Genomic DNA, 18,775 nt, shown 5'->3' with positions numbered 1-18,775 from the left:
GTATCGCCGTCCGGCGCCCGGTCGATCAACAGGGTCAGGCGGGATTGTCGCCGTGGGTGAGGGTCTCCCAGGCGACGAACAGGTTGTTGGTGCCGGAGGGGCGGGTGCGCTCGGTCAGCGCCTGGGTGTTGGTCATGGGGAGGCCGAGGCGGTTGTGCATCGCGTTGTAGCCGACCTCGGTGACCGGGCCGAGGCCCAGGTGCAGGGTGCCTCCGCACAGCCAACCGGGCACGGGCTCGCCCTGCTCGTACTTCGCCTGGAACCCGAGCGCGTGCCGCAGCCGCTCGCCGACGTCGGTGCCGTAGAGGTCCTGGCCCTGGATGCGGCTGGTCTCGGCGACGTGCGAGAGGGAGGAGATGCCGTAGCCGGTGTGCGTGAGGTCGCGGCAGGTCTCCTGGGTGAGGCCGGTGACGAAGGTGGACTGGTTCTGCCAGTACCGGACGATCTTGTCGCGGGTGTCGAGGTTCTGGCTGGGGACGGTCTTCGGCAGGGGCCCGTCGGAGGCCAGGTAGACGTAGGCGGCGGTACGGGTGCGGAACGTCGCCATCGCCTTGTCGTACGAGGCGCGGTCGTCCAGGAAGACGGAGATGCCGACGGCGGCCTCCATCATCGTCAGCTCCCAGTTCCCGTTGGAGTTCGAGCCGTTGATGATCTCGGGCAGGTAGACGTCGCGCAGCGCGGTGGCGAAGCGGTTCTGGTGGGGCCAGCCGCCGGTCCAGGTGTGCTTGACGATCTCGGCGGCCTTGGCCCAGGAGGAGCCGGCCCAGCCGGTCTGCAGGGGCGCGTTGCTGTTGGTGTGGTCGCGGATCACGGCGGACCAGGCGTCCATGAGCTGGATGGCCTTGGTGGCGTGGCGGGCGTCGCGGGTGACGTACCACATGAGGGCCTGGGTGTACGCGGCGATCGCGTCCTCGCGTTCGTCCGTGCAGCCGAGGTTGGGGTTGGAGTACGAGCCGCACTCCACGATGGCGCGGGGTGTGGGGGTGCGGTTGAGGTCGGCGTACTTGCTCGCCGCCATGCGGTCGTAGGCGGTCTTCCAGGGCTGGGCGCCGGAGAGGACCTTGCTGCGGGCGAAGTCGAGCTGGGGCTTGGAGACGGTGACGCCGGGGTGGGTGAAGGTTGCGCGGGCCGCCGCCTGGGCGGGTGGGGCGGTGGGGTGGAGGGTGAGGGTTCCGGCGAGGGCGGTGGTCAGGAGGGCGAACAGGAGGCGGGTACGTCGGGGGCGTGAAGCGGACATGTGAGGGCCATCCGTTCCCGTACATGAACAGTGGGCGTTCCTTTGAACACCCGAGCTGAACGGGGACGGTAGGTCCAGACCAATGCAGCGTCAAGGGGTGCCGCACGAAGTGACTCGCCCCCGCCGCCCCTTCCCGTCCCGACCCCGGGGGCTCCGCCCTCCGGACCCCCTCATCGGCCCTGGCGGGCCTCGTCCTCGAACGCCGGACGGGTTACCTATGGCCCCGGCGTTTGAGGAGCGGGGTCCGGGGCGGGGCCCCGGGAACGACAGCGGCCCGCGGCGACCGGCCGCGAACGACCGGCCCCGCGGGCCACGACAAAAACTCCGCTAGCGCACTTCCGTGATCTCAGGCCCCCGCTGCAGCCGGCTCATCCCGCCCGCGAACCGCGACCCTTCCTCCTGCTGCACATTCTCCGGCACCATCTGCGCATCGTTCGGCAGCTTCAGGACGATCGGGTCGCGCGGGGCCATGGGGCCGTCCCCTCGCACCACCACCGTGTCCCGGAAGATCTGCTCCAGCAGACCCGCCGCCTGCGGCTGCACCGCGCCCTGCCCGGAGATCACTCCGCGCAGGAACCAGCGGGGGCCGTCCACGCCGACGAACCGCACCACCTGGAAGCCGCCCGTGCCGTCCGGCAGCTGTACGGGGACCTGGGCGCGCAGCTCCCAGCCCAGCGGGCCCTCGACCTCGTCGATGATGCCGCCCTGCTGGGTGATGCCGGCGGCGATCTCCTCGCGGACCTCGCCCCAGATGCCCTCGCGCTTGGGCGCGGCGAAGGCCTGCAGCTGGATGGCGCTGTCCTGCAGTACGACGGTGGCCGCGACGATCGCGTCGCCCGCGACCTCCACGCGCAGTTCCATGCCGTCCACACCGGGCACGAACAGACCGCCCAGATCGACCCGGCCCTCGCCGGGCTCGCGGACCTCGGAGCTGTCCCAGGGCCCGTCGGGCCGGGGCGCGGGCTCGAGCCTCACGCGCCCGTTCTCCTCGCCCGCCTCCGCGCCGACACCGTCGACGACCTGCTCGGCCTCGCCGGCCGCACCGTCGGCGGCATCCCTCTTCTTGCGACGTCCGAACACGTCACTGTCCTTCCCGGTCGGATACGACCGAAGCGTATCGATTCCCACCCGCTGTACCGCCCTCGGCGGCCTGAACGCTTGTGCCGCTCTTACCTTCCACCGCGGCGTGGCCGCCGGTGGATCCGAAGCCCCCCTCGGCCCGGGCCGATGCGGGCAGCTGTGCGACCGACACGAAGCGCACCCTCTCGACCTGCTGGACGACCAGTTGGGCAATCCGGTCGAAGCGCTCGAACCGCACGGACTCGCGCGGGTCGAGATTCACCACGATCACCTTGATCTCCCCACGGTACCCGGCATCAATCGTCCCCGGGGCATTCACCAGGGCGACGCCGCAGCGGGCGGCAAGGCCGGATCGCGGGTGTACGAAGGCCGCGTACCCCTCCGGGAGCGCGACAGACACCCCGGTGGGCAGAACGGCCCGCTCCCCCGGGGCCAGCTCGCAGGCCTCGGTGGTGCGCAGGTCGGCCCCCGCGTCGCCGGGGTGCTCGTACGCCGGAAGCGGTACGTCCGGGTCGACGCGCCGGATGAGCACCTCGAGCGCCTCGCGGCCGGCGCTCACGGGTTCACCTCGAAGGCGCGGGCCCGGCGGACCTGGTCGGGGTCGTCCATGGCGGCCCGGATCTCCTCCTGGCGGCCGTGGTCGATGAAGTGGTCCACCTTGACCTCGATGAACAGGGCGTCCGCGCGGACGGCGACCGGTCCGTCGGGGCCGTCGATGTGTCCGGTGGCGGTGCAGTAGATCTTCCGTCCGGCCACGGCGGTCACCTCGGCCTTGAGGTGCAGCACGGTGCCGACGGGCACGGGCCGGACGAAGTCGGTCTCCAGCCGTCCGGTGACCGCGATGACGCGGAGCAGCCAGTTCAGCGAGCCGAGCGTCTCGTCGAGGGCGGTGGCCAGCACACCGCCGTGAGCGAGTCCGGGGGCGCCCTGGTGCGCGGGCTGCACGGTGAACTCGGCGGTGATCGACACGCCTTCGCCGGCGCGCGCCTGGAGGTGCAGCCCGTGGGGCTGTTCGTCGCCGCAGCCGAAGCACTGCCCGTAGTGGGCGCCCAGGAGCTCGCCCGGTGCGGGGGCGTCGGGGTGGCGCACGGGCGGCACGGCGTCGGCGGGGGGCTGAAGAGCTGCGGAATTACCACTCACAGCCGCAGACCTTACCCGCCCGCCGTGAGGCGCCCGAGCACGCGTCCGCCCTGGCGCGGGGCCCCTGCCGGGAGCGTGCCAAGCTTGGCTTCATGCAGCTTTCCGGCGCCCCGTACGAAGAACGCCTCACCGCTCCGCGCTCCTGGTGGTTCCTGTGCCTCCTGGCCGGGCTCTCGCTCGCGCTGATCATGCTGCCGTTCGGCACGCTGCCGATGCTGGCCGGACTGGCGGGCGGGACCGCCGCGGCGGCGGTCGTGGTGAGCGCGTACGGCTCGGTGCGGATCCGGGTCGTGAACGGTCATCTGATCGCGGGCGAGGCGAAGATCCCGGCGTCGGCGCTGGGTGACGCGGAGGTGCTGGACGCGGAGGAGGCGCGCGCCTGGCGCGGCCCGAAGGCCGACCCGCGCGCGTTCATGCTGCTGCGGGCGTACGTCCCCGGCGCGCTGCGCGTGACGGTCACGGACCCGGAGGACCCCACTCCGTACGTCTTCCTGTCCACGCGTGAGCCCGAGCGGCTGGCGCGGGCGCTCCGGGCGGCGAGGGACGGGGCGGACGCCTCGTAGAGGCCCGCTCACGGGACCCCAGGGCGCTTACCGGGGGCCGTCGTCCTTCCGGTGGCGGCCGGCGTCCATGTCGAGCTCCAGGGCGTGCTCGGGGAGGGCGTCGGCGGGGCGCTCCAGTTCGGGGAGCGCGGGCAGTTCGTCCCAGGGGACCTGGACCTTGCGCAGGTCGTCCCGGATGCGGGAGGCGAGCTTTCTGGTGTCGCGCCGGTTCATCACGGCGCCGACGGCCGCTCCGACGAGGAACGGCATCAGGTTCGGCAGGTTGCGCACCGTGCGTTTCATGATCCGCTGGCGCAGTTCGCGCTTCATGCGGCTGTTCAGCGCCGCGCTGACGGTGGAGGGCCTGGTCGCCTCGATGCCGCGTTCCTGGGACCAGGAGTTGAGGTACACGGTGCTGCGCTGGGCGAGGGTGCCGGCTGGTCGTACGCCGTAGACCTCGTGCAGTTCGGCGATCAGCTTCAGCTCGATCGCGGCGACGCCGGTGACCTCGGCGGCCAGCTCCGTCGGCATCGCGGGCGGGACGGGCATCATGGCCGCCGCCCCGACGCCGGCGCCGACCGTCGCGGTGGCCTTGGCGGCGCCCGCCACGAGCTTGTCGGCGATCTCCTCGGGTCCGAGCCCGGGGAACTGCTCCCGCAGGGTCGCGAGGTCCCGTACGGGCACACGCGGGGCGATGTCGATGATCCGGTCGGCGAGGTGCGCCAGGCCCGCGCGGGCGCGTGCTCCGCCCTTGCGGACGCCTTCCCGGGCCTTCTGCCGGACGACGGCGGTCCGCCTGCGCGCCACGGGCGCGGTGACCTCCAGGGATGCCGGGAGGTCACCCCGGCCGGCCGGCGCTTCGAGCGAGGCCGCCCCGTCACCGGTCCAGCCTCGCTCGGGATCACGCGTGTCGTGCTGTGGGTCCTCGGTGGACCCTTGGTCCGCTCCCTTCGAGAAGAAGCGGCGCTTCCGCGGTGGGGTCGAGCCAGTCACGGCCGACCCCGCCTCAGTCGCAGTCGCGGCAGATCGGCTGGCCGTTCTTCTCGCGGGCCAGCTGGCTGCGGTGGTGCACCAGGAAGCAGCTCATGCACGTGAACTCGTCCTGCTGCTTGGGCAGGACCCGGACGGCCAGCTCTTCGTTCGAGAGGTCCGCACCGGGCAGTTCCAGGCCTTCTGCGGCCTCGAACTCGTCGACGTCCACGGCCGAGGCCGACTTGTCGTTCCGCCGGGCCTTCAGCTCTTCCAAGCTGTCCGAGTCGACGTCGTCGTCGGTCTTGCGTGGAGTGTCGTAATCGGTAGCCATGTCGCTCTCCCCCTCTGGGTGTATGCGGTGTCTCCAGCGCACGTAACGCGTGAGAGGCCGGACTTGTGCCCGACCTGAGGCGGAGATTTTGCCTCACATCAAGGTCTGTTACTCAATCGACACCCAACCGGACTCCTCATGAGTGATCGGCTTGGATGGCGATGGGGACCGTACACGGTCCCGATGCCGCACTACAAAGGCACCTCACCGTGTACTTCCCGTGAACGGGACCCCTGAAAACCGGGACTTTTCCGGCTTTACGACGGGGTTCATGATCACGGAGAGTAGATGGCCGAATCGACGCGCCTGTGATCGATCACACATGAATTCGATCGTGAGGGTGCTCGAAAATTCCGCCCAAAGCGAACACGGGGCGGGGCCGGGGCATGATGTCAGATCGGAAGGGTGACACGCATCACGAGTCCTCCGCCCTCCCTCGGCTGCGCGTAGATGTGCCCGCCGTGCGCCCGGGCGACCGACCGCACGATGGACAGACCCAGGCCCACGCCCTTGTCGCTGCCCGTCCGCTCGGTGCGCAGCCTGCGGAACGGCTCGAAGAGGTTCTCCACCTCGTACGCCGGGACGACCGGGCCGGTGTTGGACACCACGAGGACCGCCTGGCCGTGCTGGACGTCCGTGGTGACCTCCACCCAGCCGTCCTGCGGGATGTTGTACCGCACGGCGTTCTGCACCAGGTTCAGGGCGATCCGCTCCAGCAGGACGCCGTTGCCCTGGACCACGGCGGGACGGCGCGTGCCGCGGAACGTGACGTGCCGGGACTCCGCCTCGGCGGCGACCTGGTCGATGGCCTGGCCGGCCACCTCCGCGAGGTCGACGGGGCCCCGCTCCACGATCTGGTTGTCGCTGCGGGCGAGCAGCAGCAGGCCCTCCACGAGCTGCTCGCTGCGTTCGTTGGTGGCCAGCAGCGTCTTGCCGAGCTGCTGGAGCTCCACCGGGGCGTTCGGGTCGGAGAGGTGCACCTCGAGCAGCGTGCGGTTGATCGCCAGCGGGGTGCGCAGCTCGTGGGAGGCGTTCCCCACGAAGCGCTGCTGGGCGGTGAACGCGCGCTGGAGCCGCTCCAGCATGTCGTCGAAGGTGTCGGCCAGCTCCTTCAGCTCGTCGTCCGGGCCGTCCAGCTCGATCCGGCGGGACAGGTCCGAGCCCGCCACCGCGCGGGCGGTGCGGGTGATCCGGCCCAGCGGCGACAGCACGCGCCCGGCCATGGCGTAGCCGAAGGCGAAGGCGATGACGGCGAGGCCGAGCAGGGCCAGCAGGGAGCGGCTGAGCAGGTTGTCCAGGGCGACCTGGCGCTGGTGGTCGATGCACTCGCTGATCGCGTTGTTGAACTCGGTCAGCGAGAGGTTGCCGTCGGCGATGCCCGGACAGTCCTGGCTGGAGATCTTCAGGCCGTCGAAGTCGACGATCTTGAACAGCGGCTGGCTGCCGGTGCGCAGGGCCTGCGCGGCGAGCAGGTAGATGATCGACAGCAGCAGGATGCCGGCGATCAGGAACATGCCGCCGTACAGCAGCGTGAGCCGTATGCGGATGGTGGGACGCAGCCACGGCAGCGGGGTGGGCGACCGGGGGTCCCAGGTGGGCTTGGGGGGCGCGGTGGGGGGCGCGGGAGTGGCAGCCATGGTCGGTGATCAGATCCGGTATCCGGAGCCGGGCACGGTCACGATGACCGGCGGCTCGCCCAGCTTGCGGCGCAGGGTCATGACGGTCACGCGGACCACGTTGGTGAACGGGTCGGTGTTCTCGTCCCAGGCCTTCTCCAGCAGCTGCTCCGCGGAGACCACGGCGCCCTCGCTGCGCATGAGGACCTCCAGCACGGCGAACTCCTTCGGCGCGAGCTGGACCTCCTTGCCGTCGCGGAAGACCTCGCGGCGGTTGGGGTCCAGCTTGATCCCGGCCCGCTCCAGGACGGGCGGCAGGGGCACGCTGGTCCGCCGGCCGAGCGCCCGCACGCGGGCGATGAGCTCGCTGAAGGCGAACGGCTTGGGCAGGTAGTCGTCGGCGCCGATCTCGAGTCCCTCGACGCGGTCGCTGACGTCGCCGGACGCCGTGAGCATCAGCACGCGCGTGGGCATGCCGAGTTCGACGATCTTGCGGCAGACGTCGTCGCCGTGGACCAGGGGGAGGTCGCGGTCGAGGACGACCACGTCGTAGTCGTTGACGCCGATGCGCTCCAGGGCGGCCGCACCGTCGTACACGACGTCGACGGCCATGGCCTCCCGGCGCAGTCCGGTGGCCACCGCATCGGCGAGCAGCTGCTCGTCCTCGACGACGAGTACGCGCACGTCGCTTGTCCTTCCTCATGACCCGCCCGGCGGGCCGCGAGGGCGCGCACGCGGGCAGGGGGTACGGGTGGGTGTTGTTGCCTCCATCCTGCCCTTTTCGACCGTAAGTCGGCTGTAAGGCGGCCGGAACAGGGGGTGACCGACGGCCCCGGGGCCGGGGAACGTGCGGACGAACGGGGCGGGAATACGAGAATTTCTCGCGAGGTTAGGTTTCCGCGGGAGGGAGCTTGGGGAGGACGGGTTTACATCCCGCGATCACGCTCTGCTTGTACCGCACCACCATGCGGTGCACACGGTCCGCTTCCGCAGAGCGGGCGTGGATGTCCGGTACCGTCGCCGCCCGGCCGAGCGGCGCCGGGCATCCGCCACGGACGTGATCGTCCCTTCCGACGGCACACCCCCGTGCCACCGACCCACCGACCCAGGACGAGGGGGCGCAGCATGGACGCATTCACCGCAGGACTTCTGCAGCGCATAAAGGCGACCGAGTCCGACCTGTCGCGGGCCCGCGACGAGGGCGACGACTTCCTCGTCGAAGTGGAACAGGGCGAACTCGACGACCTGCGCCGCCTCGCGGCCGAACACGGCGTGGAAGTCGGCGCCCACAGCGCCTGACCGGCGCACGGAACGCCCGACGGGCCCTGGTGGACGGATCCACCGGGGCCCGTTGCCGTGAACGCGGGCGCGAGGCCGCCGACCAGCCGCCCGGAAGGCCCCGGCCGGCGGCGCCACGGACGCGGTCCGGCCCAGCCCAGCCGGCATCCGGCCGCCGTTCGGGCCGGCGGCCGCCCGGACCGTGGCCGCGTCCCACACGGTCGGCGGCGTCAGGCGATCCCTACGCCCCGAACTTCCTCAGAAGGCCGAGGAGCGGTTCCAGCACGCCGGGGGACGCCGCAACCGTCAGGTCGGACGTCGGGGGGCTGTCCGGGTGGCGGCCGGTCGTCAGGGCGCCGGACTCCCGGGCTATCAGGGCGCCCGCCGCCACGTCCCACGGGTGGAGGCCGCGTTCGTAGTAGCCGTCGAGGCGGCCCGCCGCCACGTCGCAGAGGTCGATCGCCGCCGAGCCGCCGCGGCGGATGTCCCGGACCAGCGGGATCAGGCGGCGGGCGATCTCGGCCTGCTCCTCGCGGACGTCGGCGACGTAGTTGAAGCCGGTGGAGACCAGGGCCTGGTCCAGCGGCGGCGACGGCCGGCAGGCCAGGCGCCGCTCGCCCTCCCACGCGCCGGTGGCCCACGCCCCGCCGCCCAGCACCGCGTGGTACTCCTCGCCGCGCATCGGGGCGAACACCGCGCCGGCGACGGCCACGCCGTCCTGCTCGGCCGCCACGGAGACAGCCCAGGTGGGCAGCCCGTACAGGTAGTTCACCGTGCCGTCGAGGGGGTCGACGACCCAGCGGACGCCGCTGCTGCCGGCCGTGGAGGCGCCCTCCTCGCCGAGGATGCCGTCGTCCGGGCGGCGCTCGGCGATCAGCCCGGTGATCAGCTTCTCCGCCGCGAGGTCCATCTCGGTGACGACGTCGACCGAGCTGGACTTGGTGGCGGCGACCGCGAGATCGGCAGGGCGGCCGTCGCGCAGCAGCTCACCGGCGCGCCGGGCGGCCTCCCGGGCCAGCTCCAGCAGTTCCGCGTGCAGGGGGTCGGTCACGGGGCTCCTCACGCGTAGGGGCTGTCGGCGCCCGCGGCGGCGGGACGCGGGGCGCGGGCCGGGCAGCAGCCCACCGGGCACAGGTCGTGGCTGGGGCCGAGCGCGCCCAGGGCGCACCGGGTGACGTCCCGCCCGCTCTCGGTCGCGGCGCGCTCCAGCACCAGCTCGCGGACGGCGGCGGCGAAGCGCGGGTCGTCGCCGACGGTCGCCGAGCGGCGCACCGGCAGGCCCAGCTCCTGCGCCTTGGCGGTGGCCTCGGTGTCGAGGTCGTAGAGGACCTCCATGTGGTCCGAGACGAAGCCGATGGGCGCCATGACGACCGCCGGGACGCCGGCGGCCTTCCGCTCCTCGAGGTGGTCGCAGATGTCGGGCTCCAGCCAGGGGATGTGCGGGGCGCCGGAGCGGGACTGGTAGACGAGCTGCCAGGGGTGGTCGACGCCCGTGCGCTCGCGGACGGCGTCGGCGATCAGCCGGGCCACGTCCAGGTGCTGCGCGACGTACGCGCCGCCGTCGCCGTGGGCCTCGACGGGGCCGGAGGTGTCCGCGGCGGCGGTGGGGATGGAGTGGGTGCAGAAGGCGAGGTGCGCGCCGTCCCGGACGTCCTCGGGGAGGTCGGCGAGCGAGCGGATCACGCCGTCGACCATGGGCTCGACGAAGCCGGGGTGGTTGAAGTAGTGCCGCAGCTTGTCGATCTTCGGCAGCTCCAGCCCCTCCTTCTCCAGCGTGGCGAGCGCGTCGGCGAGGTTCTCCCGGTACTGGCGGCAGCCCGAGTAGGACGCGTAGGCGCTGGTGGCGAGGACGAGGATGCGGCGGCGGCCGTCGCGGACCATGTCGCGGAGGGTGTCGGTCAGGTAAGGCGCCCAGTTGCGGTTGCCCCAGTACACCGGCAGGTCCAGGCCGTGCTCGGCGAAGTCCTTGCGCAGGGCGTCCAGCAGGGCGCGGTTCTGGTCGTTGATCGGGCTGACCCCGCCGAACTGGAAGTAGTGCTGCCCGACTTCCTTGAGGCGTTCCTTGGGGATGCCCCGCCCGCGCGTCACGTTCTCCAGGAACGGGACGACGTCGTCCGGGCCTTCCGGGCCGCCGAAGGAGAGCAGGAGCAGGGCGTCGTAGGGACTGGCATCGAGCACGTCAGACATGTCTCGATCCTCCCACCCGGCGCCGACAACGGGCACGGGGGCCGGGGGTGCCGCGAAAAGAAGGTGCCGTACATCACCGGCGCAAACGGGTGATGTCGCCGGTAATCTGTATCGACTGCGATAGCACCTTACTGATCTTCCGGAGACCCCGTGCCCAGCCCCTATCGCGCCCTGTTCGCCGCCCCCGGCAGCAAGGCCTTCTCCGCCGCGGGGTTCCTCGGCCGGATGCCGCTGTCGATGACGGGCATCGGCGTCGTCACGATGATCTCCCAGGTGACCGGCCGGTACGGGCTGGCGGGCGCCCTCTCGGCGACCATCGCGCTGTCCGCCGCGCTGGTGGGCCCTCAGGTGTCGCGCCTGGTGGACCAGTACGGGCAGCGCCGGGTGCTGCGCCCGGCCACGCTGCTGTCGCTGTCCTCGGGGACCGTGCTGCTGCTCGCCGTGCACTTCTCCTGGCCGGAGTGGGTGCTGTTCGCCGCGTGCGTGGGGATCGGCTGCGTGCCGAGCCTCGGCGCGATGGTCCGGGCCCGCTGGGCGGCGCTGTACCGCGGCACCCCGAGCCTGCACACCGCCTATTCGTTCGAGTCGGTGGTCGACGAGGTGTGCTTCATCGTCGGCCCGATCGTCTCCATCGGGCTGTCCACGGCCTGGTTCCCGGAGGCCGGCCCGCTGCTGGCGGCCTGCTTCCTGGCGGCGGGCGTCTTCTGGCTGACCGCGCAGCGCGCCACCGAGCCGGAGCCGCATCCGCGTGCGCGCCAGGGCGGCGGCTCCGCGCTGCGTTCGCGCGGTCTGCGGGTGCTGGTGGCGACGTTCGTGGCGACGGGCACGATCTTCGGCGCGGTGGACGTGGTGACGGTCGCCTTCGCCGAGGAGGAGGGACACAAGGCCGCGGCCAGCCTCGTGCTCGCGGTGTACGCCCTGGGGTCCTGCGTGGCCGGTCTGGTGTTCGGACTGCTGCACTTCGCGGGGGCGCCCGAGCGCCGGTGGCTGCTGGGCGTTTGCGCCATGGCCGTGAGTATGATCCCACTCCTACTGGTCGGGAACTTGCCGTTTCTGGCCGTGGCGCTGTTCGTTGCGGGTCTGTCCATCGCTCCCACGATGATCACGACCATGTCCCTCATCGAAGAGCACGTACCTCGCGCACAGCTCACCGAGGGCATGACCTGGGTGAGCACCGGGCTCGCGGTCGGCATCGCCCTCGGCTCCTCCGCCGGCGGCTGGGTGATCGACACGGCCGGGGCGCGCGCCGGGTACGGGGTTCCGGCGGCCGCCGGGGCCGTCGCGGTCGCGGTCGGTTTCCTCGGGTACCGCCGGCTCAAGCGGCCGGCGCCGGGTCGGGGAGGCTTCGTTGGTCAGCACGACGAGCACGACGAGCGCGAGGAACGGCACGTGGCGTAACTGGGGAGGCACCGTCTCCGTCCGGCCGGCCCGGGAGGTCACGCCCGCCTCGGTCGACGAGCTGGCCGACGCCGTGCGCCGGGCCGCCGAGGACGGACTGCCGGTGAAGGCGGTGGGGACCGGCCACTCCTTCACCTCCATAGCCGCGACCGAGGGCCTGCTGATACGCCCCCAGCTGCTGACGGGGATTCGGAGGATCGACCGCGAGGCGGGCACGGTCACGGTCGAGGCGGGCACCCCGCTGAAGCGGCTCAACGCCGCCCTCGCGCGCGAGGGTCTGTCGCTGACCAACATGGGCGACATCATGGAGCAGACGGTCTCCGGCGCCGCCAGCACCGGCACCCACGGCACCGGGCGTGAGTCCGCCTCCATCGCCGCCCAGATCAAGGGCCTCGAACTGGTCACCGCCGACGGCTCGGTGCTCACCTGCTCCGAGAAGGAGAACCCGGACGTCTTCGCCGCCGCCCGGATCGGACTCGGCGCCCTCGGCATCGTCACCGCCATCACGTTCGCCGTGGAGCCGCTCTTCCTCCTCAACGCGCGCGAGGAGCCCATGACGTTCGACCGGGTGTGCGCCGAGTTCGACGCGCTGCACGCCGAGAACGAGCACTTCGAGTTCTACTGGTTCCCGCACACCGGCAACACCAACACCAAGCGCAACAACCGCAGCGCGGGCCCGGAGCGCCCGGTGCCGCCGCTCCGTGGCTGGTTCGAGGACGAGTTCCTCTCCAACGGGGTCTTCCAGGTCGCCAACTGGGTGGGCCGCGCGGCCCCGGTGACGATTCCGGCCATCGCGCAGATCTCCAGCCGGGCGCTGTCCGCGCGGACGTACACCGACATCCCCTACCGGGTGTTCACCTCCCCGCGCCGGGTGCGCTTCGTGGAGATGGAGTACGCGGTGCCGCGCGAGGCGCTCGTGGACACGCTGCGGGAGCTGAAGGCGATGGTGGACCGCTCCCCGCTGCGGGTGAGCTTCCCGGTCGAGGTGCGCACCGCGCCGGCCGACGACATCACCCTGTCGACGGCGTCCGGCCGGGAGAGCGCGTACGTGGCGGTCCACATGTTCAAGGGGACGCCCTACCAGCGGTACTTCACCGCCGCCGAGCGCATCTTCACCGCGCACGAGGGGCGACCCCATTGGGGGAAGATCCACACACGTGACGCCGAGTACCTCTCACGGGTGTATCCGCGTTTCGGCGAGTTCGTCGCGCTGCGGGACCGGCTGGACCCGGAACGGCGGTTCCGCAACGACTACTTGCGGCGGGTCCTGGGCGAGTAGCGCCCACGGCACGGTCAGGCCGCAGACATTGCCTCCGTATCTGACGATTGCGTGAAGTTCCCCACAAGTCCCCCACGTCCAGGGGTGGATGAGTGGGGCAACGGCGGCCAAGTCCCACCTCTTGCGTGAACTCGCACGGCGTGCCAATCCACGCACGTGGCCCAAATGGAGTACTGTTGCGAGCCCTGGGTCCGGACTCCCGTCAGGGTGCCCGGGTCCTCGGAGGACCGCCGGGAGGGGGCTAGTTGCACAGGGTGACGCATTTGGTCACTTAGCGTTGCGAATAGGTAACCGTGCCATAACGGCGATCCAGGGCCCGCGCCCGACACGCCGGGCAACTCGGCAAGGTTGTGGCAGGCTGCACCCGGGCAGGCCACACTCGACTAGCGGAAGCAGCGACGCACGTGACGTCGGCAGGCACCACCCGGGAGGTCCCCATGCCCGAACTGCGTGTCGTGGCCGTCTCGAATGACGGCACACGGCTGGTGCTGAAGGCTGCGGACAGCACGGAGTACACGCTTCCGATCGACGAACGGCTCCGCGCCGCCGTGCGCGGCGACCGTCCCCGCCTCGGCCAGATCGAGATCGAGGTGGAGAGCCACCTCCGCCCCCGCGACATCCAGGCCCGTATAAGGGCGGGCGCGACCGCGGAAGAGGTCGCGCAGATGGCCGGCATCCCCGTGGACCGCGTACGCCGCTTCGAGGGCCCCGTCCTCGCCGAGCGCGCCTTCATGGCCGAGCGCGCCCGCAAGACGCCGGTCCGCCGCCCCGGTGAGAACTCCGGCCCCCCGCTGGGCGAGGCCGTCCAGGAGCGGCTGCTGCTGCGCGGCGCCGAGAAGGACACCGTCCAGTGGGACTCGTGGCGCCGCGACGACGGCACCTGGGAGGTCCTGCTGGTCTACCGGGTCGCGGGCGAGCCGCACTCGGCGAGCTGGACGTACGACCCGCCCCGGCGGCTCGTCCAGGCCGTCGACGACGAGGCCCGCTCGCTGATCGGCGAGTCCGACGACCTCGCCGCGCCCGAGCCCAGCTTCCCGTTCGTGCCGCGCATCGCCCGGCTGCCGCGGGACCGTCCGCTGGACCGCCCCGCCGACCGCGAGCGGCCCAGCCTGCCCGCGCAGGCGTCCGAGCCGGCCGAGGAGTCCACCGCGGCCACGGCCTCGGGTGAACGCGACTCGCTGACCAGCCTGCTGGAGGCCGTGCCGAGCTTCCGCGGCGACCTGGTGGTGCCCGAGCGCACCGAACCGGCCGCCGAGGAGCCGGAGTCCGAGCCCGAGGCGGAGGAACCTCCGGCGCCGGCCGCGTCCGCGGGGTCCGCGTACGCGGATGTGCTGATGCCGCGTTCGGTGGGCGGCCACCGGGACCGCCTCATCGGCTCGACCGACCGCCAGGCCGAGGCGGACGGCGTCCGCCCAGGCCGCAGGGCGGCGGTGCCGAGCTGGGACGAGATCGTGTTCGGAACGCGGCGCAAGAAGCAGGAGTAGTTGTCTCCGGGGTCCGCCCCGGACCCCGCTCCTGAAACGCCGGAGGGGCTGGAATCAGCCCGTCCGGCGTTTGAGGACGAGGCCCGTCAGGGCCGATACAGCCCCGTCACTGCGGATCCGGCCCCACCGCCACCGGCCGTTGCGGGTCCGAGGACCACTCCGACCACGAGCCGACGTACAGCGCCGCCGGGATGCCCGCGATCGCCAACGCCAGTACCTCGTGCGCCGCCGACACGCCCGAACCGCAGTACACGCCGACCGGGACGTCCTGCGCCACACCCATCTCACCGAAGCGCGCGCGCAACTCCGCCGCGGGCCGAAAACGACCGTCCGCGTCCACGTTCTCCGACGTCGGCGCCGACACCGCCCCCGGGATATGGCCGCCGACGGGGTCGATCGGCTCCACCTCGCCCCGGTACCGCTCCCCCGCACGTGCGTCCAGCAGTACCCCCGAACGAGCCAGCGCCGCCGCGCCGTCCGCGTCCAGCACGCCGCCCTCCGCCGGCTTCGGCACGAAGTCGCCCTCGGCCGGCGTCGGCGCCCGCGTCTCCAACGGGCCGTTCCAGGCGGGCAGTCCGCCGTCCAGGACCCGTACGTCCGGGTGACCGGTCCAGCGCAGCAGCCACCAGGCGCGGGCCGCCGCCCACCCGATGCCGCCGTCGTACGCGACCACGGGCGTTCCCGCGGACACGCCCGCGCGCCGCATCGCCGCGCCGAACACGTCGAGGTCCGGCAGCGGATGGCGCCCCTGCGGGCCCGGTGCGGAGGCCAGTTCGCGGTCCAGGTCGACGAAGACGGCGCCGGGGATGTGGCCCGACGCGTAGGCGGCGCGTCCGTCGAACGGCTGACCGCTCGCCGCTGCCGTGCTGAGCTGCCAGCGGACGTCGAGCAGGACCGGAGGACGCTCCGACCGCAGCGCGTCCGCGAGTTCGGTTGCGGAGATGATGGCGTTCATGGTCACCATCCTCGCGCACGGGGTGGCCGACTCGTCCCGGTCCGGCTACTCTGCTCGGCCGGGCACATCCGGTCACCGGGCGTACGGGATCGGGCACATACGGTGTCGGCTGCGGTGCGGGAACGATCCGCCGCGCCGGCACGGGACGACCCCCGCAGGGGGCGAGCGGACACGGCCGACGTACGGGCGGCCGAGAAGAGAGTGACGATGACCGACGCACGGGGGAACGCCCGCCCGAACGGCGACGGGTCCGTCCGGCACCCGCCCGGCACACCGTGCTGGGTGAGCCTGATGGTGCGCGGACTCGACGCGACCGAGCAGTTCTACGGGGCGCTGTTCGGCTGGGAGTTCCGGCCCGGCCCGCGCCCGCTGGGCCCGTACGTGCGTGCCCTGCTCGACGGGTACCCGGTGGCCGGGATCGGGGTGCTGTCCCCCGACCGGCGGCTGCCCGCGGCGTGGACGCCGTACTTCGCCTCGGACGACGTGGATCTGACGGCCGAGGTGGTGCGTTCGTGCGGCGGGACGGTCGGCGTGGGGCCGCTGGACGCCGACGACGCGGGCCGGCTGGCGCTCGTCTCGGACCCGAGCGGCGCCGTCTTCGGCATCTGGCAGACGGCCCGCGGTGCCGTCGGCGGCGTCACCGGCCGGCCCGGCACTCCGGCGTGGAACGAACTGACCACCTTCGAGACCACGAATGTGGCCAAGTTCTACGGGACCGTGTTCGGTTACGACGAGGAACCGGTCGTTTCCGCCGACCTGGACTACGTGACCCTCCGCCTGGACGGCCGCCCGGTGACCGGCGTCCACGGCCTCGGCAACGCGCTGCCCCGGGACCGGGGGCCGCACTGGACGACGTACTTCACGGTGGCGGACACCGACGACGCCGTGGACCAGGTGCTGCACCTCGGCGGCCAGGTGCTCGGCGGCCCCCGGGACACCGAGCACGGCCGCGTCGCCATGGTGGCGGACCCGGAGGGGGCGCGGTTCGCGCTGGTGCGGACGGCGGAGTGACTCAGCGGGGCGCCGAGAGGCGGGCGTCGAGGCGGTACCGGGACTGGACCGCCAGCGCCGCCGCCATGAGGAGGGCGGGCAGGAGTGTGAAGCCGAGCAGGATGGCGGTGTGCGCGCCGCCCGACTGGGTGACCTCCTCGCCGGCCCGCGCGGACGCGTAGCCGCCGAGGGCGAGGGCCGCCGAGTAGAGGTAGGGGCCGGCCGCGGCGCCCGTGGCCTCCGTCGCGGTCCACACCCCGGTGTAGGCGCCGGTGCGTCCGGTCTCGTCGCCGTCGGCCGCGCGGACCGTGTCCGGGACCATAGAGAACGGGAAGAGCTGAAGTCCCGCGAAGCACACGCCGAGGACGAGCGTGCACAGCACGGGGACGAGGAGTCCCGCCGACTTCCCCACCGCCAGGCCGAGCGCTCCGGCGACGAAGAAGCCCTGGCACAGCAGCAGGCAGCGCTGCTTGCCCCAGCTCCGGGAGAGACGGAACCACAGGGGCGTGGTCAGCAGGGCGGGTGCGACGAACGCGGCCATCAGGACGGTGGTGAAGCCGGGGCGGCCCAGCTCGTGCCGTGCGTAGTACGGCAGTCCGGCGAGGACCAGGTGGGTCGTGGTGGACACCAGGAGGTAGCAGGAGACCAGCACGCGGAAGGGGCGGTTGCGGCGCAGGACGTCCCGTACCTGGGTGAGGGCGGGTCCGTGACGGTCCTCGGTCTTCCCGGTCGGGGCCCGCGCGGGCAGCAGGTCGCGTACGCCGCCGACGCCGACGTACTGGAAGACCACGGTGAAGGCGCCCAGGGCGACGGCCATGACGACGTAGCGGCCGACCGAGTCGCCCTCCCCCGCGAGCAGCGGGGCCAGCGCGCCGCCGGCGAGGATGCCGACGGTGAGGACCACCATCCGGAAGGACAGCACCCGGGTGCGGCCGTGGTAGCCGATCTCCATGTCGGTGGGAGTGGCCAGATACGGCACCTGGTACGCGGCGAACAGGGCGTTGGCGACGACGAACCAGGCCGCGACCCACAGGGCGGCGGCCCACGGACGGTCGGCCACCGGGCCGGGGACGGCGAACAGGGCGACGAATGCGGGCGCGAGGGCGCAACCCGCCGTCAGCAGCCGCAGCCGGCTTCCGCGGCGGGCGCGTTCCCGGTCGGAGAGGGAGCCGACGAACGGGTGCAGGACGATGTCCACGGCCTTCGGGACGAGCAGCGCCAGACCGGCCAGCCAGGGGGTGACCCCGAGGGTGTCGGTGAGGAAGTACAGGAGCAGCAGGCCGGGGACGGTGACGTAGACGCCCATGCCGGCCGAGCCGAGCGCGTAGCGCACGAGCGCGGGGCGGGGGACCTCCGCGCCGTCCCCGGCGTCCGTCACCGCAGCGGGGGTGGGCTGTCCGGGGAGAGGGGCTTCGGATCCTGTCGCGGCGTTCATGAATCCCTCAAATGTTGGATTGCGAGGTCTGCGGATCCTAGCCAGACTGTGCCGGATGAGGAAGAGCAGCGAGACACCTTCCGCCGCGCGGCCCGCCCGGCGCGGACCGGGCCGGCCCCGACGGGCGGAGCGGGACGGCGGCCCGTCCACCCGCGAACTGATCCTGCGGGAGGCGACGGCACTGTTCGCCGCGCGCGGACCCGAGGGCACCTCGCTGCGGGACATCGCGGCGCGGGTCGGCATCGACGTGTCGAGCCTGCACCACCACTTCCCCGCCAAGGAGGCGCTGTACGACGCCTGTTTCGAGCGGGTGCACGCGGCGGAGCGGGAGGCGCTGGCCCCGCTGGTGGCGGGTCTCCGGGAGGCCGCGCCGGCCGGCGGGGAGCCGCTGGCGGCGGCGCTGCGGGCGCTCGCGGACGGGTTCGTGGACTTCCTGGAGGAGCATCCGCACACCACGTTCCTGTGGCTGCGCAGGTGGCTGGACCCGACGCGGGGCGCGGGTCTGGACGAGGCGTACGCGTTGCCGCTGTACGGCGAGGTGGAGCGGGCGCTCCTTGAGGCCGCCCAGGCGGGGACGGTGCGGGAGACCACGCCGCACGTCACGGTGCGCAGCCTGGTGTGGGCGGCGCACGGCCATGTCACCGCGCTGGCCGCCGCGGCCCCCGCCGACCGGGAGCGGGAGCGCTACGAGTTCCGGCTGTGGATGCGCCGCTTCCTCGACGCCCTGTACGGGCCGGGGCGGACGGAGACGCCGTAGGGGTCTGGCGCCGGTGACTCGTCCGACGTAATAATCCATCGCACGTTGGAATAACTCCACGGAGCGGCCTCATGGGACGGCCGCGCGGCTCGGG

General features: G+C 72.5%; 19 protein-coding genes. 7 read left to right on the top strand and 12 right to left on the bottom strand.

The genetic code is table 11. The features are described 5' to 3' along the window. Positions 1-34: 34 nt before the first annotated feature. From AY578_RS25045 to AY578_RS25030, 4 genes are all read right to left on the bottom strand, one after another. Complete coding sequence (locus AY578_RS25045) at positions 35-1,237, bottom strand: alginate lyase family protein (RefSeq protein WP_161107086.1); 1,203 nt, start codon at positions 1,235-1,237, stop codon at positions 35-37. A 327-nt stretch (positions 1,238-1,564) separates the two neighbouring features. Further along, positions 1,565-2,317 (bottom strand): DUF3710 domain-containing protein, encoded by a 753-nt coding sequence (locus AY578_RS25040; protein WP_019526366.1) that lies wholly within the window; start codon positions 2,315-2,317, stop codon positions 1,565-1,567. Position 2,318: 1 nt separating this feature from the next. Continuing rightward, the gene (gene dut / locus AY578_RS25035) at positions 2,319-2,876 is read right to left on the bottom strand and encodes a dUTP diphosphatase (RefSeq protein ID WP_019526365.1); all 558 of its coding nucleotides are present in this window, start codon (positions 2,874-2,876) and stop codon (positions 2,319-2,321) included. Then, on the bottom strand, positions 2,873-3,457 hold the full coding sequence (locus AY578_RS25030) for a PaaI family thioesterase (protein ID WP_026244054.1): 585 nt from the start codon (positions 3,455-3,457) through the stop codon (positions 2,873-2,875). The genes dut and AY578_RS25030 overlap by 4 nt, the downstream gene beginning before the upstream one ends. Positions 3,458-3,549: 92 nt before the next feature. Here AY578_RS25030 and AY578_RS25025 point away from each other — a divergent pair, with 92 nt between their 5' ends. Next, entirely contained in the window at positions 3,550-4,020 is a 471-nt protein-coding gene (locus tag AY578_RS25025) for a DUF3093 domain-containing protein (RefSeq protein WP_019526363.1), read from the top strand. Between the two features lie 27 nt (positions 4,021-4,047). Here AY578_RS25025 and AY578_RS25020 read toward each other — a convergent pair whose 3' ends face one another. From AY578_RS25020 to AY578_RS25005, 4 genes are all read right to left on the bottom strand, one after another. Next, positions 4,048-4,992, bottom strand: coding sequence for a hypothetical protein (locus AY578_RS25020; RefSeq protein ID WP_026244053.1), 945 nt, complete (start codon positions 4,990-4,992; stop codon positions 4,048-4,050). A gap of 13 nt (positions 4,993-5,005) precedes the next feature. Continuing rightward, complete coding sequence (locus tag AY578_RS25015; RefSeq protein WP_003993510.1) at positions 5,006-5,302, bottom strand: DUF4193 domain-containing protein; 297 nt, start codon at positions 5,300-5,302, stop codon at positions 5,006-5,008. Between the two features lie 392 nt (positions 5,303-5,694). Further along, positions 5,695-6,939: a sensor histidine kinase gene (locus AY578_RS25010; RefSeq protein ID WP_136238783.1), complete on the bottom strand. Its 1,245-nt coding sequence runs from the start codon at positions 6,937-6,939 to the stop codon at positions 5,695-5,697. A 9-nt stretch (positions 6,940-6,948) separates the two neighbouring features. Next, positions 6,949-7,602 (bottom strand): response regulator transcription factor, encoded by a 654-nt coding sequence (locus AY578_RS25005; protein ID WP_003993508.1) that lies wholly within the window; start codon positions 7,600-7,602, stop codon positions 6,949-6,951. A gap of 441 nt (positions 7,603-8,043) precedes the next feature. Here AY578_RS25005 and AY578_RS25000 point away from each other — a divergent pair, with 441 nt between their 5' ends. Beyond that, the gene (locus AY578_RS25000; protein WP_019526360.1) at positions 8,044-8,217 is read left to right on the top strand and encodes a hypothetical protein; all 174 of its coding nucleotides are present in this window, start codon (positions 8,044-8,046) and stop codon (positions 8,215-8,217) included. A 220-nt stretch (positions 8,218-8,437) separates the two neighbouring features. Here AY578_RS25000 and AY578_RS24995 read toward each other — a convergent pair whose 3' ends face one another. Both AY578_RS24995 and AY578_RS24990 read right to left on the bottom strand, forming a co-directional pair. Continuing rightward, the gene (locus AY578_RS24995) at positions 8,438-9,247 is read right to left on the bottom strand and encodes an inositol monophosphatase family protein (RefSeq protein WP_028960111.1); all 810 of its coding nucleotides are present in this window, start codon (positions 9,245-9,247) and stop codon (positions 8,438-8,440) included. 8 nt (positions 9,248-9,255) lie between these two features. After that, the gene (locus AY578_RS24990) at positions 9,256-10,383 is read right to left on the bottom strand and encodes a ferrochelatase (RefSeq protein ID WP_136238784.1); all 1,128 of its coding nucleotides are present in this window, start codon (positions 10,381-10,383) and stop codon (positions 9,256-9,258) included. 150 nt (positions 10,384-10,533) lie between these two features. Here AY578_RS24990 and AY578_RS24985 point away from each other — a divergent pair, with 150 nt between their 5' ends. From AY578_RS24985 to sepH, 3 genes are all read left to right on the top strand, one after another. Next, the gene (locus AY578_RS24985) at positions 10,534-11,781 is read left to right on the top strand and encodes an MFS transporter (protein ID WP_028960112.1); all 1,248 of its coding nucleotides are present in this window, start codon (positions 10,534-10,536) and stop codon (positions 11,779-11,781) included. Further along, positions 11,732-13,060, top strand: a complete 1,329-nt coding sequence (locus tag AY578_RS24980; protein WP_136238785.1) for an FAD-linked oxidoreductase, L-gulonolactone oxidase family — start codon at positions 11,732-11,734, stop codon at positions 13,058-13,060. Before AY578_RS24985 ends, AY578_RS24980 begins: the two co-directional genes overlap by 50 nt. Positions 13,061-13,497: 437 nt before the next feature. Beyond that, positions 13,498-14,544 (top strand): septation protein SepH, encoded by a 1,047-nt coding sequence (sepH, locus tag AY578_RS24975; protein ID WP_019526355.1) that lies wholly within the window; start codon positions 13,498-13,500, stop codon positions 14,542-14,544. A 106-nt stretch (positions 14,545-14,650) separates the two neighbouring features. Here the strand turns inward: sepH and AY578_RS24970 are convergent, their stop codons facing one another. Beyond that, on the bottom strand, positions 14,651-15,499 hold the full coding sequence (locus AY578_RS24970) for a sulfurtransferase (RefSeq protein ID WP_026244052.1): 849 nt from the start codon (positions 15,497-15,499) through the stop codon (positions 14,651-14,653). A gap of 207 nt (positions 15,500-15,706) precedes the next feature. Between AY578_RS24970 and AY578_RS24965 the strand changes: the two genes are divergently transcribed. Next, a complete protein-coding gene (locus AY578_RS24965; RefSeq protein WP_215048836.1) occupies positions 15,707-16,510 on the top strand; it encodes a VOC family protein in 804 nt (267 codons plus the stop codon). Position 16,511: 1 nt separating this feature from the next. Here AY578_RS24965 and AY578_RS24960 read toward each other — a convergent pair whose 3' ends face one another. Continuing rightward, a complete protein-coding gene (locus AY578_RS24960; RefSeq protein WP_019526352.1) occupies positions 16,512-17,867 on the bottom strand; it encodes an MFS transporter in 1,356 nt (451 codons plus the stop codon). A gap of 112 nt (positions 17,868-17,979) precedes the next feature. On the opposite strand from AY578_RS24960, the gene AY578_RS24955 reads away from it, so the two are divergent. Further along, a complete protein-coding gene (locus AY578_RS24955; protein ID WP_215048837.1) occupies positions 17,980-18,681 on the top strand; it encodes a TetR/AcrR family transcriptional regulator in 702 nt (233 codons plus the stop codon). Positions 18,682-18,775: the final 94 nt, after the last annotated feature.

The sequence above is a fragment of the Streptomyces thermocarboxydus genome, from assembly GCF_024760485.1.
GTDB classification, from domain to species: domain Bacteria; phylum Actinomycetota; class Actinomycetes; order Streptomycetales; family Streptomycetaceae; genus Streptomyces; species Streptomyces cellulosae.
Note: the sequence above shows the minus strand (reverse complement) of the source record. Positions and strands in the feature narration are given on the sequence as shown.